The sequence below is a fragment of the Phyllobacterium endophyticum genome (assembly GCF_003010935.1).
Taxonomy (GTDB): Bacteria; Pseudomonadota; Alphaproteobacteria; order Rhizobiales; family Rhizobiaceae; genus Phyllobacterium; species Phyllobacterium endophyticum.
Genome location: NZ_PGGN01000004.1, coordinates 647,217 through 662,263, shown reverse-complemented (window position 1 = coordinate 662,263; position 15,047 = coordinate 647,217). Strand labels below are relative to the sequence as shown.

At 55.7% G+C, this 15,047-nt stretch carries 12 protein-coding genes; 9 read left to right on the top strand and 3 right to left on the bottom strand.

Annotated features, from left to right (window positions below):
- Positions 1-66: 66 nt before the first annotated feature.
- From CU100_RS21380 to CU100_RS21350, 7 genes are all read left to right on the top strand, one after another.
- On the top strand, positions 67-1,746 hold the full coding sequence (locus tag CU100_RS21380; protein ID WP_106718582.1) for a formate--tetrahydrofolate ligase: 1,680 nt from the start codon (positions 67-69) through the stop codon (positions 1,744-1,746).
- Between the two features lie 234 nt (positions 1,747-1,980).
- Positions 1,981-4,164: an anthranilate synthase gene (locus CU100_RS21375; RefSeq protein ID WP_183635467.1), complete on the top strand. Its 2,184-nt coding sequence runs from the start codon at positions 1,981-1,983 to the stop codon at positions 4,162-4,164.
- Position 4,165: 1 nt separating this feature from the next.
- A complete protein-coding gene (locus CU100_RS21370) occupies positions 4,166-5,074 on the top strand; it encodes a cation diffusion facilitator family transporter (RefSeq protein ID WP_106718580.1) in 909 nt (302 codons plus the stop codon).
- 19 nt (positions 5,075-5,093) lie between these two features.
- Positions 5,094-5,675, top strand: coding sequence for an NUDIX domain-containing protein (locus CU100_RS21365; RefSeq protein WP_106718579.1), 582 nt, complete (start codon positions 5,094-5,096; stop codon positions 5,673-5,675).
- A gap of 285 nt (positions 5,676-5,960) precedes the next feature.
- Positions 5,961-6,911: an alpha/beta hydrolase gene (locus CU100_RS21360; RefSeq protein WP_146141886.1), complete on the top strand. Its 951-nt coding sequence runs from the start codon at positions 5,961-5,963 to the stop codon at positions 6,909-6,911.
- Between the two features lie 297 nt (positions 6,912-7,208).
- Positions 7,209-8,906 carry a 2-isopropylmalate synthase gene (gene leuA / locus CU100_RS21355; protein ID WP_407070358.1) on the top strand — a complete coding sequence of 566 codons (1,698 nt, stop codon included), beginning with the start codon at positions 7,209-7,211 and terminating at the stop codon, positions 8,904-8,906.
- A gap of 131 nt (positions 8,907-9,037) precedes the next feature.
- On the top strand, positions 9,038-9,670 hold the full coding sequence (locus tag CU100_RS21350) for a hypothetical protein (protein ID WP_106718703.1): 633 nt from the start codon (positions 9,038-9,040) through the stop codon (positions 9,668-9,670).
- Here the strand turns inward: CU100_RS21350 and CU100_RS21345 are convergent.
- Positions 9,667-10,599 carry a metallophosphoesterase family protein gene (locus CU100_RS21345; RefSeq protein WP_106718578.1) on the bottom strand — a complete coding sequence of 311 codons (933 nt, stop codon included), beginning with the start codon at positions 10,597-10,599 and terminating at the stop codon, positions 9,667-9,669. The two genes, CU100_RS21350 and CU100_RS21345, sit on opposite strands and share 4 nt — an antisense overlap.
- An 85-nt stretch (positions 10,600-10,684) precedes the next feature.
- Here CU100_RS21345 and CU100_RS21340 point away from each other — a divergent pair, with 85 nt between their 5' ends.
- Positions 10,685-11,155, top strand: a complete 471-nt coding sequence (locus tag CU100_RS21340; protein ID WP_106718577.1) for an NUDIX domain-containing protein — start codon at positions 10,685-10,687, stop codon at positions 11,153-11,155.
- A 3-nt stretch (positions 11,156-11,158) separates the two neighbouring features.
- On the opposite strand, the gene CU100_RS21335 is transcribed toward CU100_RS21340, so the two are convergent.
- The gene (locus tag CU100_RS21335) at positions 11,159-12,136 is read right to left on the bottom strand and encodes a glutathione S-transferase family protein (RefSeq protein WP_106718576.1); all 978 of its coding nucleotides are present in this window, start codon (positions 12,134-12,136) and stop codon (positions 11,159-11,161) included.
- Positions 12,137-12,448: 312 nt separating this feature from the next.
- Here CU100_RS21335 and CU100_RS21330 point away from each other — a divergent pair, with 312 nt between their 5' ends.
- Positions 12,449-12,961: a GNAT family N-acetyltransferase gene (locus tag CU100_RS21330; protein WP_106718575.1), complete on the top strand. Its 513-nt coding sequence runs from the start codon at positions 12,449-12,451 to the stop codon at positions 12,959-12,961.
- Between the two features lie 3 nt (positions 12,962-12,964).
- Here the strand turns inward: CU100_RS21330 and CU100_RS21325 are convergent, their stop codons facing one another.
- Positions 12,965-15,046, bottom strand: coding sequence for a hypothetical protein (locus CU100_RS21325; protein ID WP_106718574.1), 2,082 nt, complete (start codon positions 15,044-15,046; stop codon positions 12,965-12,967).
- Position 15,047: the final 1 nt, after the last annotated feature.

Below are 15,047 nucleotides of genomic sequence, written 5' to 3'. Positions count from 1 at the left end.
TGCCGGGCTATCCCCATTTCGCTTGCAGGATGCTATTGACGTTCTTGAAGCATTGAGGAAACGTCTGTGGCTATCGTCCCATCCGATATCGAGATTGCGCGCTCCGCGGTGAAAAAACCGGTAGTGGAAATAGGCGCGAAGATCGGAATACCACCGGAACATCTCGTACCTTATGGACATGACAAGGCCAAGCTCTCGGCGGAATTCATCCAGTCGAGACGCGGCGCAAAGGACGGCAAGCTCATACTCGTAACAGCGGTAAGCCCAACGCCTGCCGGCGAAGGCAAAACCACGACGACAGTCGGGCTTGGCGATGGGCTCAACCGGATCGGCAAAAAGGCCATTGTTTGCATTCGCGAAGCTTCGCTAGGTCCCTGTTTTGGTACCAAGGGTGGTGCAGCCGGAGGCGGTCACGCGCAGGTCATCCCGATGGAAGATATCAACCTGCATTTTACAGGCGATTTCCATGCCATTACTTCCGCCCATAACCTGCTGGCGGCCATGATTGACAACCACGTCTATTGGGGAAACGAGCTCAATCTCGATACGCGCCGCATCACATGGCGGCGGGTCATGGACATGAATGACAGGGCATTGCGTGATATCGCGTCTTCACTGGGTGGTGTGGCGAATGGGTTTCCGCGAGAATCCGGCTTTGACATTACCGTTGCCTCGGAAGTGATGGCTATCCTGTGCCTTGCCAATGATCTGAAGGATCTGGAGGATCGACTGGGGGAAATCATTATCGGCTACCGCTTCGACAAGAGTCCTGTCTACGCTCGCGATCTGAAGGCGGATAAGGCAATGGCCGTTCTTCTCAAGGATGCGATGCAGCCCAATCTCGTGCAGACCCTGGAGAACAATCCAGCCTTCGTCCATGGTGGCCCTTTTGCCAATATTGCGCATGGTTGTAACTCAGTCGTGGCGACGACGACCGCTCTCAAACTTGCCGATTATGTCGTTACCGAAGCAGGTTTCGGCGCGGATCTCGGTGCAGAGAAATTCTTTGACATCAAATGCCGCAAGGCGGGCCTCAAACCGGCAGCGGCGGTCATTGTAGCAACAATACGTGCCATGAAGATGCATGGCGGCGTGGCTAAGGAAGATCTAGGCGAGGAGAACGTCGCTGCTGTAAAGTCCGGATGCGCCAATCTCGGCCGCCATATGGAGAATGTCAGGCAGTTCGGTGTGCCGGTGGTGGTCGCTATCAATCATTTCACTGCCGATACCGAGGCAGAGATTGCGGCTGTGAAGACGTTCGTTGCAACGCATGGTGCTGAGGCTGTCCTGTGCAAGCACTGGTCGGAGGGCTCCGCGGGCATCGAAGAACTCGCACACAGGGTGGTTGCGCTGGCGACGAGCGGTTCGGCGCAGTTTTCGCCGCTTTACGAGGATGAATTGTCCCTGTTCGACAAGATCGAAACGATTGTCAAGCGCATCTATCGGGGTGCGGAAGCCGACGCGGATGCCAGCGTGCGTGAGCAATTGCGTCAATGGGAAGCGGCCGGATATGGCCACCTCCCGGTCTGCATGGCAAAGACCCAGTATTCATTCTCAACCGATCCGCATCTGCGGGGTGCGCCGGTGAACCATGTAGTTCATGTGCGAGAAGTGCGCCTTGCCGCGGGTGCAGGATTCATCGTGGCAATCTGCGGTGAAATCATGACGATGCCGGGCCTGCCGAAGTCGCCTTCTGCTGAGCGAATCCACTTGAACGCAGAAGGGTTGATCGAAGGACTCTTCTAGACGTTCGTAGCGGCTCTGATTTTTGCTGTTGCAAGCGCAACAATGTAACGCTAACAATCACCCCATGAACACACACATTCTTTCAAATGGCTGGTGGTGGGCTCGCTGATAGCGGCCACGCAGCCTTTTGCATGTTTGTGAAAAAGGGACAGGGCCGCGACGGGTTTTCCGGGCGGCCTTTTTGTTTGACCCGTCGGACGCCCGCAACGCCAGATGCAACAAGGGAAATCGATGATGCATAGAATTGAGGGCGACGTTGAAATCTTCGACACCAAAGGTGGTGTCACGATTACGCGGTCACGTGTTGCAACTGCCTATGCCAGCGCGATCGACAGCTATGTCGATGCACTCGATGAGCGGCGCGGTGCAGTTTTCTCGTCAAATTACGAGTATCCGGGCCGCTATACGCGTTGGGATACGGCGATCGTAGATCCACCAGTCGCGATCACGTCGAACGGCCGGCATATGACCGTCGAGGCCTTGAACAGGCGTGGCGAAATCCTCCTCGTGCCGATCAGGCAGACCATTGCGACCCTGGAAGAGGTTTCGGTGAAGGCGGCGGGTGCAACCAGGCTCGAACTGGAGATTGCTCTGCCAAACCGCACATTCACGGAGGAAGAACGTTCACGCATTCCTTCGGTTTTCACCGTACTGCGTGCGATCGTCGGCCTGTTTTTTACGGAAGATGACGCCAATCTGGGTCTATATGGTGCATTCGGATATGATCTGGCTTTTCAGTTTGACGCGGTGCAGTACAAGCTGAAGCGCCCTGACGATCAGCGTGATATTGTTCTGTACCTGCCCGACGAAATTCTTGTCGTCGATCATCATGCTGCCAAGGCTTGGCTCGACCGCTACGATTATTCTTTCGGGGGCATGTCCACCGAGGGCTTGCCTCGCGATACGGTAACAGAGCCGTTCAGGCCGACAGATAAAATTCCCGGTCGCGGCGACTATAGTCCAGGCGAGTATGCGGAACTGGTCAAGAAAGCCAAGGATAGCTTCATGCGCGGCGATCTGTTCGAAGTCGTGCCGGGGCAGACATTCTATGAGCGTTGTGAAACCAAACCCTCCGTCATCTCGCGCCGCCTGAAAGCCATCAACCCGTCCCCATATTCATTCTATATCAATCTTGGCGACAATGAATATCTCGTCGGCGCCTCGCCCGAAATGTTCGTGCGCGTGGTCGGAAGGCGCATTGAAACTTGTCCTATCTCGGGAACGATCAAGCGCGGCGAAGACGCGATCGCCGATAGCGAGCAGATCATCAAACTGCTTAATTCGAAAAAGGACGAATCCGAACTGACGATGTGCTCGGACGTCGATCGTAACGACAAGAGCCGTGTGTGCGAGCCGGGTTCGGTCCGGGTCATCGGCCGTCGCCAGATCGAAATGTACTCACGGCTCATCCATACCGTCGATCATATCGAAGGCCGCCTTCGAGAGGATATGGATGCATTCGACGGGTTCCTGTCGCACGCTTGGGCCGTCACTGTGACCGGTGCGCCAAAACTCTGGGCCATGCGATTTATCGAAGCAAACGAGCGCAGCCCTCGCGCCTGGTATGGCGGTGCCATCGGCATGGTGAATTTCAATGGTGATATGAACACGGGTCTCACCCTGCGAACGATCCGTATCAAGGACGGCATCGCGCAGGTTCGTGCAGGTGCGACGTTGCTCTACGATTCAGTGCCGGAGGAGGAAGAGGCCGAGACCGAACTCAAGGCTTCGGCAATGATCGCGGCAGTTCGGGATGCCCACAAGAGCAATGTCTTGCCCGAGGAACGTGCTGTCGCACGAGTGGGAGAGGGACTGTCGATTCTGCTGGTCGACCATGAGGATTCATTCGTTCACACGCTGGCCAACTATTTCCGCCAGACCGGTGCAACAGTGACGACCGTGCGTACACCGGTCGCCGACGAAATCTTCGAGCGAGTAAAGCCGGATCTTGTGGTCCTTTCACCGGGGCCCGGAACGCCGGAAGACTTTGATTGCAAAGCGACAATCAAGAAAGCCCGCAAGCGTGACTTGCCGATCTTTGGTGTCTGCCTCGGGCTACAAGCGCTTGCGGAGGCATATGGTGGATCGTTGCGACAACTGCATGTCCCGATGCATGGGAAGCCTTCGCGCATCCGTATTACGAAGCAGGGCAAAATCTTTTCGGGTCTTCCCAAGGAGGTGACCGTGGGCCGCTACCACTCGATCTTTGCCGATCCTGTACGCTTACCGGACGGTTTCGTTGTCACCGCTGAAACGGAGGATGGCGTCATAATGGCTTTCGAGCACAAAAGCGAACCGATCGCGGCGGTCCAGTTTCATCCCGAGTCGATCATGACCCTTGGTCACAACGCCGGGATGCGAATGATCGAGAACGTCGTGGCGCATCTGCCACGACGGGTGAAAATACGAGCGGCATAGAATGGCGCAAGACACCACAGTTCAGCGCATTGCTTTCTGGTCAATCTTCATTGGAATGACTGTGCTCGCGCTGAAATATGGTGCCTACCACGTGACAGGCTCTGTCGCGCTCTATTCGGATGCTTTGGAATCCATCGTCAATGTCGTTGCCGCAATGGCCGCCTGGTGGGCCATCCGTGTCAGCTACAAGCCCGCAGACCAGAACCACCCTTTCGGCCATCACAAGGCTGAATATTTTTCTGCTGTGCTGGAGGGAGTGCTGATCGTCGTTGCGGCGCTGCTCATCCTGCGGGAAGTGTGGATTGCCTGGGAAACGCCCAGAAATCTGGCTCAGCCCTGGCTGGGCCTCGCGATCAATGGCGGTGCATCGATCATCAATGCGTTCTGGGCTTCGCTCCTCATCAGCCGGGGCCGAAAGCACAAATCTCCGGCGTTGCTCGCAGACGGCAAGCACATCATGACTGATGTGGTGACCTCGGCCGGCGTATTTGCCGGTCTTGTAGGTGCCGTCCTGACGGGCTGGACGATCCTCGATCCCATACTCGCGATCGTTGTTGCACTTAACATTCTCTGGCAGGGTTGGAATGTGATTGGCAACTCTGTTCAAGGCTTGATGGATATGGGTGTCGCGACCGAGGAGACCATGCGGATCCGCGATGTCATCTCGGCAAATGCAGGGGGCGCGCTAGAGGTTCATGACCTCAAGACACGTATCGCAGGGCGTGTGACCTTCATCGAGTTTCATCTTGTGGTCGATGCTTCGATGAGCGTGGGCGATGCGCACATCATCTGCGACCGCATCGAGAACGCGCTGATGCAAAATATACCCGATGCCAGCGTGGTTATTCACGTTGAACCCGACGACGAGGCCAAGCTACCTATCGGCACGGCGGCCATACCTTTTGCCTGAATTCCCCGGAGAATAGTCCATGAGTGATGCTCCTGTTCGCATGAAATCCGTCGAACTCCTTTCTGACAACTGGGGGACTCTCAAGAAGTACAGCTACGACTTCTTGCGTCGCGATGGGCGGAAGGAACCGCATACGCGAGAAGTCTACGATCGTGGCAATGGCGCTGTTGTTTTACCCTATGACCCGGAGCGGAACACAGTGCTGCTTACAAGGCAGTTCCGCTTGCCGGCGTTTGTAACGGGCCATACTCCGATGCTCATCGAAGCGTGCGCCGGGCTGCTTGATGATAATGACGCAGAAACGACGGCACGCAAGGAGACGGAGGAGGAGCTTGGATACCGCCTGCGCCATATCGAGCGCGTCTTCGATGTATTCATGAGCCCAGGCAGCGTTACTGAACGTCTGGTGTTTTTCGTTGCAGCGTATAACGCGTCGGACCGCATTTCGGATGGCGGCGGTCATGAAGGCGAAGGTGAGGATATCGAAGTTTTGGAGATGACACTCGACCATGCGCTCTCCCTGGTGCGCAAGAGCGAGATCGTTGATGCCAAGACCATCATGCTATTGCAGCATCTGAAACTGAACGGTCTTACCGGCTGATGTCAGTCCCATCGATGCATGGCGGCAACAATTGTAACGAAATGTTTCTAACGGTCATGATTTCGTTACAATCCTGTTGACATAGATGGCTCGCCGGGTGACATGTCATCCAGCAATGCAATTCTCCACAATCGACGCGACGCAAGGCGCACGTCAGGGGACCATAATTGGCGCCACGCAACACTTCCGTTTGGAAGAACGAGCGGCCAATGCGCAGGGCAGCGCCGAGCGGACGACCGCGGCTGTTTACAATCTTAGTTAACCTTAGTCTGCCAGGATTAACCTATGAGTAAACTATTTCTTTATGCACTTGTTGCGGGTTTCTCTGTCGTCGCGGCACCACAGATCGCCAGCGCGCGAAGCACTGCAGATTGTGAGAAAATCCAATCCGGTAAAGCGGAAGTGTTATCCAGTACCATTGATCCTCAGCCGGATGTCGATAAAAGTAGCGATGCCGACGCTTGTCCTGAAAAGGATCGGACGGTGGTGCAGCAGCCAACGGTAGCTGCACCAGTTAAGCTCGATACGACAGGCAGTGGCACTATTTTGAAGAAGGCAGTCAAGGGCGACATTCTTCCGCAAAGTGAAGGCTCGCTTCATGAAAATCTGGCGTTCAAGTATCGCGTGTATCGTCCGGAAACCCGGAACGGTGACACGATGGTGCTCATGCATGGCTCTGGACAGGATGAAACCAGCCTTGTTCCATTCGCCTCCAAGATCGCGCCCAATGCCACGTTGATAGCGGTGCGCGGGCGTGTTGTGCAGGATGGTTCGACTCGCTGGTATCGCCGGCTGACACCCGTCAGTTTCGATCAGCAGGACATTCGCTCAGAGGCAAAAGCATTCGCGGGCTTTCTCAAACAAGTCGCGCAGGAATATAAGTTCGATCCCAAACGCACGACATTCCTCGGCTATTCCAACGGCGCCAACCTGATCAATGCCGTGATGATGCTTTACCCCGACTTGGTGCAACAAGCCGTACTCCTCCGTTCGATGCCTGTTTTGAGGGAATCGACTGAGGCTAATCTTGCGAATGCCCGAGTATTGACAGTATCCGGCGCTTCGGATCAGCTCTACGCTCCCTATGCGTCTGCGCTCGAGGACCTTCTTCGCTCCCACGGGGCGCGGGTTGAAGCGCGTTCGATCAAGTCTGATCATGGGCTTGGCAAGGATGACGTTAGAGTCGTCAGTGAATGGCTGTCGGGCGGCGCCACAGCTCAGCTTAAGAACAACTAACTTCAAAGCCCTCTTGCGTCGGGCTTTGCAGTCGTTTAATTGTCAGACCATGAAAACGCGCCAGACCTTCAAGTCTTTTGCTCAGCCCGCTTCCGCGGACGCGGCCAAACGCGCATTTCTCCTTCCGCTTCTTCTTAACCTTACTGGCGATCGCCGGGCTCGTTAAGAGGAGCGTCCGGCGGTCGAATTCGCCGCCAGGCAGTCGCTCCTTATTCCCTTACAATTGACTGTAACGCCTAAGAAGAGTGCCAGGATTGCGCCAAATTTGATGCGCATCGGGCCGGAAACGAGAACCAGATGACCAACATGATTCAACGGAACATGGGCATGCCCTATGCGGCCAAGAAATACGAACCTTACCCCATCGTCGATCTGAAAGATCGCCAGTGGCCCTCGAAGCGTATCGAGAAGGCGCCAATCTGGTGTTCCGTCGATTTGCGTGATGGCAATCAGGCGCTAATCGACCCGATGGGGCACGACCGCAAGGTGCGCATGTTCGCGCTGTTGCTCGATATGGGATTCAAGGAGATCGAAATCGGATTTCCTTCAGCCTCGCAAACAGATTTTGACTTTGCGCGCTGGTGTGTAGAGGAGGGCAACCCTGGAGAGGACGTTTCCCTGCAGGTGCTGGTGCAGTGCCGCCCGGAATTGATAACCCGCACCTTCGAATCTCTCGAAGGCGCGCACAAACCGATCGTGCATTTCTACAACTCTACCAGTGAGTTGCAGCGCCGCGTGGTATTCAACAAGGACGTTCACGGCATCAAGACAATCGCTACGGACGCTGCCAAGATGATCACGGACATGGCGGCAAAAGCCGGTGGCGGCTACCGCTTCGAATATTCGCCCGAAAGCTTTACCGGCACGGAACTCGAAGTGGCGTTGGAGATTTGCAACGCTGTGACGGAGATCGTCAATCCAACGGCCGACAACAAGTTGATTATCAACTTGCCCTCCACAGTCGAAATGTCGACGCCCAACATCTATGCCGACCGAATCGAATGGATGTGCCGCCAACTCGACAGTCGCGAAAATCTGATTATTTCGCTGCATCCGCACAATGATCGTGGGACTGGCATCGCCACAACCGAACTCGGCCTGATGGCTGGGGCCGACCGCGTCGAGGGCACGTTATTCGGCAATGGCGAGCGCACGGGAAATGTCGACATCGTCACGCTTGCGCTGAACATGTTCACCCAAGGGGTCGATCCTGAACTCGACTGTTCCGACATCAATCGCATGAAGGAGGTCTATGAGTATTCTAACCAGCTCGCTATTCCAGAGCGCCATCCTTATGTCGGCGAACTTGTCTATACAGCCTTCTCAGGATCACATCAGGACGCCATCAACAAGGGCATGAAGGCAATCAAACAAGCCAACAAGACACTTTGGGAAGTGCCTTACCTGCCTATCGATCCGCAAGATGTGGGGCGCAGCTACGAAGCGATCATCCGCATCAATTCGCAATCCGGCAAAGGCGGCATAGCCTATATTCTGCAAGCCGATTACGGACTGAACCTGCCGCGCGGCATGCAGGTGGAATTTCGTGACGATATTCAGCAGATCACGGATGAAGGCGGAAAGGAGGTTTCCTCGAAGCAGATTTATGAGCGCTTCCAGGAGCTTTACGTCAACCAACCTGACGCCCGTCTCAAGTTCGTCGATCATCACACCTATCCCGACACGGAGCGGAAGGGTGTGCGTGTGGTATCTGCTGAGATTACCGATCGCGGCGAAACGAAACGAATCGAGGGCAGGGGTACCGGCCCCGTGGACGGCTTCATCGATGCTCTCTCGCACTACCTGGGCATTAAGCTATCAGTTGCAAACTATTCGGAACACTCCTTGCAGCATGGTTCCGATGCGGCTGCCATCAGCTACATGGAAATTGAGCACCCTGGCGGCAAGATATTCGGTGCTGGTATCAACAAGAACATCGTGACCGCCTCGCTTGAGGGAATCGTGTCGGCAGCAAATCGCATCATCGGCAAGTGATGCAGGGGCCCCTTTTGGGGCCCTTCAGCCATTCGGGAACGAAATTCGCTGCGCCGAAGTTTTCTGATGAAACGGTCTGTCCAATATGGTTAATGATACTTATCCTGACGACAGCTTTGCTGGAATGGCCAATGAGTGAGTTGCGAGAAAAGATCACCCCGAAAGATGGCCGGCCCAAACTTGCTGATGCGGTAAGGGGCGCTCAGATTGCCGCAGCTGATCGAGGCGATGTCGTGGTTGACATGAAAGAGGCGGATCTGGCGCGGATTGAAATGCTTGCTCAGGATTTGAAACCTGTTTTCGACGAAGTGCCTGCGGATGATCTACAATGGGATTTTGCGATCTCGAAGGGGCAGCAGCCCAGATTGTGGATCGACTCTACCTCGCACGTCATGATGGGCCGCGACCGGCGAACATATCGTTTCGTCCGTGATACAAGGTTGGGGCGCATCGTGGTGGAGGAATCAACTGACGTCCGTCCGATATCGGACGCTGTGACCAATTATATCGCTGAACGCATCGTCGAACGGCAGCGATTGATGGACGGTGAGAGAATCAGCCTTCGGTCTGACACCGTCGTTCGATCCGCAAGCGAACATCCTGCGGTTGGGCGTTCGTCATCTCGAGGATCGATTATCGCGTCTGCACCTCGATCCATCGTCAGCGAAATCATCACTGTTTTTACCTGGTTCGCCATCGGGGCGCTGACCGGTGCAGGCGTGCTGCTGGCTTTGTTTTGGGATCGGTTATCACCGTACTTTTAGTTTTCGACCGGAGCCATGATTGCCCCGACCGCGAGCTCCTGTTCGCGAATTGTCCGGATAGTCATCTGATCATCGACCACCCCCCGCTCCAGCATGTGGCACGACCAGCCGATATTGGTTTTCTCGATAGAAAACAGGTTGAACGCCGCCGGCGGCTTGTGATTTCCCCCGAAGCTCTGGCTTGCTGAAGGAACGCAGATCACTGGTATTTTCCAGCCCGGACCGTCAATTTCGTAACGGGTTGCAAGGTGGGTATGACCATGGAGAACCAACTCTCCTCCATGCTGGCGCACCGTCCTTTGAAAAAGGCCGATTCCGAGAAGGCGCTTGTGCGAAGGCGCAGCACCCCGCACTGGAGGATGGTGAATCATTATTACGCGAAACAGGCCACTTCTTCCGGTCTCGTCGAGGATTTCACCCAGCTTGCGGGCCTGCCGCTCGCGTATGTCACCGGTCGCCATGAAAGGGGCCGTAGCTCGCGCCGAGGAAACCCCGATAAGAGCTACGTCGCCGCGGACACGAAGATACGGGAATTCTACTGGGTTGTTTGCACTTGCCTGCGCGTCGCCGAGCATCCAGGGCTGCCAGTAACGGCGGGTTTTTTTGAGCGCACCGGGGACATAAGCATCATGATTGCCTGGAACAACAGAAACGTTAGCGGGGTCCCCAAGCGTCTTGAGCCAGCGCTGTGCTGTCTCCAATTCCTCGTCCAGGGCGAGATTGACGAGATCGCCGGTGACAGCAATATGATCGGGAGACTGTGCCTTCATATCGTCCACAAGAACATCCAGTGTACCGCCGGTCATGGAGCCCTTGCGGTTAGATCGCCAGTTGATATAGCCAGTAATGCGTTTGGAGATCAATTCGCGCAAAGTCAGCGCGGGCAAAGGCGACAGGTGTATGTCGGAGATATGAGCGAGACGGAACATCAACCCGGTTTTATGAGACAATCGGCGCGGAATCCAGTGCTAGAACAGTCGCATGCCGGAACAGTTCTGGCCAAGGTCATGCAGAATGGCTGAAAAACCTTCGAAATGGCGTCATCGTCTGTTTCATACATATTTTCTGCTCCGCCGACCGATGACGCTAGGAGCGCGGGGCGTGGTGATCGATGAGAAGGAACAGTCGGTTTTCCTCATTCGTCATACCTATGTTCCGGGCTGGCAGTTTCCCGGCGGCGGCGTCGAAACAGGCCACACGATCGAGCAGACGCTTGAAAAGGAGCTGATGGAGGAAGGCAATATCGAGCTGACAGGAAGGCCTGAGCTCTTTGCCATCTATCACAACGCCCACGCTTCGCGCCGCGACCATGTCGCGCTTTACGTCTGCCGTTCTTTCCGCCAGACGAGCCCTTTCATCGCGACCAGGGAAATTGCCGACGCTGCTTTCTTCAAACTCGACGCTCTTCCCGAGGGTACGACACCATCGACGCGGAAAAGGCTCGCGGAAATCTTGGATGGTGCGGAGGTTCCACTCGACTGGTAGCAGTCAGAAGCGGTCGCGATCGTGCGGGGCCGAGTAGTCGAGGTCCGGCCCTACCGGAATTATCCCGGTCGGATTGATGTTCTTGTGGCTGCCGTAGTAGTGAGCCTTGATATGCGTCAGGTTCACCGTAGCTGCGACCCCTTGGACCTGATAAAGTTCGCGTGTGTAATTCGACAGGTTTGGATAGTCGCTGATGCGCTGACGATTGCACTTGAAGTGGCCGACATAGACAGGATCGAAGCGCAACAGAGTGGTGAACAGGCGCCAATCAGCCTCCGTGATCCGATTGCCGACGAGGTAGCGTTGCCGGGATAGTCGTTGCTCGATCTGGTCAAGCGTAGTGAAGAGTTGGGTAAACGCTTCTTCGTAAGCCTCCTGCGTCGTGGCGAAGCCCGCCCGGTAGACGCCATTGTTGATGTTTGGGTAGACCAATGCGTTGATCTCGTCGATCTCCTCTCGGAGTGCTTCCGGATAGAAATCGAGGGAAGCATCGCCATAGTCATCGAACGCCGAATTGAGCATGCGGATAATTTCTGCAGATTCATTCGATACTATGGTGTTTTTTTGTTTGTCCCAAAGCACCGGTACTGTGACTCGGCCTGAATATCCGGGATCGGCACGCGTATAGACATCATGTAAGCGTTTGTAACCAAAAAGATGATCCGCAGTCGCTCCGTCCCTCTCGTAGAATGTCCAGCCTTCTCCTCCCATGTAGTGGTCCACGACCGATACCGAGATAACATCCTGCAATTGCTTCAGTGCCCGGAAAATCAGTGTGCGATGTGCCCAAGGACAAGCATAGGAAACGTATAGGTGGTAGCGCCCGGGCTCTGCTTTGAACCCCGCGCTGCCGGTGGGCCCGGCAGCACCGTCGATGGTCACCCAATTGCGGAACTGCGACTCAGCGCGGATAAAACGACCATTGCTGTCCTTTGTATCATACCACTGGTTGTGCCAAATGCCGTCAATCAATAGTCCCATGATGCTGCTCCTGAATCACGCACCAGCTGCGGCGCGCGTGCCTCTTCGTTAGTATACTTATGCGCAATTTTTCTCAGATCCATGACCGCGGGGTGAACAGAGTGTCATGTTTTGATTGGCAGAAAGGATTTTCGGTTTACGACGCTTTCGTTTGATGTTACGCGGATTGAAAGGGAGAATTTTGTGACAGGAATCTTGTTCATCCGACGATGAAACCGGACCGGCGCTTGGAACAAGCGGCGGCATTCCTTGTATTGGCCAAGACCAACCTGGTCCAGCCTATTGTCTACTCCTTTGAAAAAAGACCCCAGCATGCTTACCCATGTCGTGACCTACGCACCCGAAGAAGCAGTCCATGACGCTGCCATAGAAGACATCAACAAGGAAGCTTTCGGGCCAGGCCGCTTTGCCCGGGCTGCTTACCGGATCCGAGAAGGCGGCCCGCATGACCGTAGCCTGTCTTTCGTGGCGCTCATTGGCGAGCATGTGGTCGGATCGGTGCGGCTTACTCCGATAACCATTGGAGTTGCTGCGGCGATGCTGCTTGGGCCGCTGGCAGTCCGTCCTGCGTGGAAAAAACAGGGTATCGGCGCAGCACTGATGCGCACCAGCATGGATGCGACTCGCTTGGCAGGCCACCGTCTCGTCATTCTCGTTGGCGACGAACCCTATTATGCTCCTTTCGGCTTTCGTGCGATCTCGGGTCACCAGATCGAGATGCCGGCGCCGGTCGATCCTGCACGATTTCTCGCTTGTGAGTTCACACCGCGCGCACTGGAGAATGTCCACGGACGCGTGCGTCATGCAGCAATGAGCGAAGGCTGAACGTTATTTGCCTTCGCGGTACCACATACCGCCGAGTACCAGAATCATTGCAGCCAGACCAAGAAAACCCGAAAATAACGGCAACCGGTCGACGCTTTTTAGAACGGTTTCATTCGTTGGGCGGAGGCCGATCCAGTTGTCGCCACTTGCGCTGGCCATACCGCGTGAGGCAACGATGTTCGGGACCTCGATCCCGCTCTGATCTGCCGTTACGCGCAGCCGGCGCGTACCGCCCCCTGTCTCACGTGCGAGCGGATCAAGTTTGGTGGTCGTCGAAACATTGTCGCTGAATTCCGGTGCATCGACCGGACCGACATGGGCGAGCGTTGTCAATTCGCCATTGGCAACCTGGTAAAGACCGATTTCATCAGTCGTTACGGAAGCTGTAAAGACTCCCGGCTCTGTCTCGGTAAGCGGAATGGATCGCGTCTTGCCGGATGGCGTGATTATACTGGCAGGATTGGCGGTCTTCTGCATGGTCTGCCGCCGAATTTCGAGATTTCGGCCGCTGCCGTTTGCTGTCAGCGCCTCTTCTTCCAATTCCGGCTCTTTCATGAGCCAGTGCGCGATGCGCCGGTAAAGCGCAGCATGCGGGCCGCCGCCCTCGAAGCCTCGCGCCCATAGCCAGCCCTGATCGGAAAGGAACATCCCGACGCGGCCTTCGCCAACGTGATTAAGCACCAGCAACGGTTTGTCGCCGGCGTCCATGACCGTGGTGCCTTCAGGCTGATTGACATCGATGACTCGGAACCAGCGGCTCCAGCGGGGCGGCTCTTGCGTGCTGCCTTCGAGGCCGCGCGTCACGGGGTGACGCTTACCCAATTCGCTCAGGCGTGGATAAAAAGCTTTATCTTCGATGTTGCCGGTAGGGGTAGCGGGCAGTACGGACAAAAGGGGCGTATTCGCGATAGACATGTTACCGGCATATTCGGGACCCGCGGCGATAAGCAGTGCTCCGCCTTTTTGAACGTAGTCGTTGATATAATCATAATAGAGCAGCGGCAGCACGTCCCGGTGCTGGTAGCGATCGAAAATGATGAGATCAAATTGTTCTATTTTATCGACGAACAGCTCCCGTGTCGGGAACGCGATCAACGAAAGTTCGTTGATCGGGGTCGAATCCTGCTTCTCGGGAGGGCGCAAAATCGTGAAGTGTACGAGGTCAACGGACGCGTCAGACTTCAGGAGGTTGCGCCATGTGCGCTCGCCATTGTGCGGCTCGCCTGAGACAAGAAGAACGCGGAGATTTTCACGAATACCATCGACCATGGCGACGGCGCGGTTGTTCACTAGCGTCAGTTCATCGGGCACCGCGTCCACGACGATCTCGACAATGTTGATCCCGGCGCGCGGCAGTGTGACCTCAAGCGGCATCTCTTGCCCTATAATGGCGTCCTGGCTGCTTACCTCATTGCCGTTCACACGAACCTCGACGCGCGCCCGGGCTCCGTCGGCCTCGCCTGCTGCGGTGACCTTGTATGTCATCTGCTGCGGTTTACCCGTCAATCCGAAACGTGGGGCGCGAACAAACTGAATACGCCGGTCGATCTCACTTGGAGTTCCGGTAATCAATCCATGCACCGGAGCGTTGAACCCGAGGCCGCCTATATTGGCCGGGATGTCGTGAACCTGACCGTCGGTTATCATTATGGCGCCGCCGATGCGCGTGGGTGGTACATCGCGCAATGCGCCGTTCAACGCCTGGAACAGGCGCGTCGAGGTTGCGTCATCGTTCTCCGTTGGGCGTCCAGTTTCAACTGTTCGAACTTCGAACTGCGGCAGGCGTCCGAGCTCGGATTGAACCTCCTTCAGGGCTGCATCAGTATCTGCCGTGCGATCGCCGATAGCCTGGCTCTGGCTCCGATCAGCTATTACCGCAACAACGCTCTTCACCGGTTCGCGTTCTTCATTCACGACAATCGGATTGAACAGTGCCATACCAAGTGCGACCACGGCCAACAGTCGGACCAGGCTGCCGCGCTGGCGGAAATAGATCCCGGCCAAGGTCAACGCAATGAGCGGCACCAGCAAAAGTACCAGGAGGGTATCTGAAACGAGAGGCTGGAAATCAAGAGAAAGGTACATG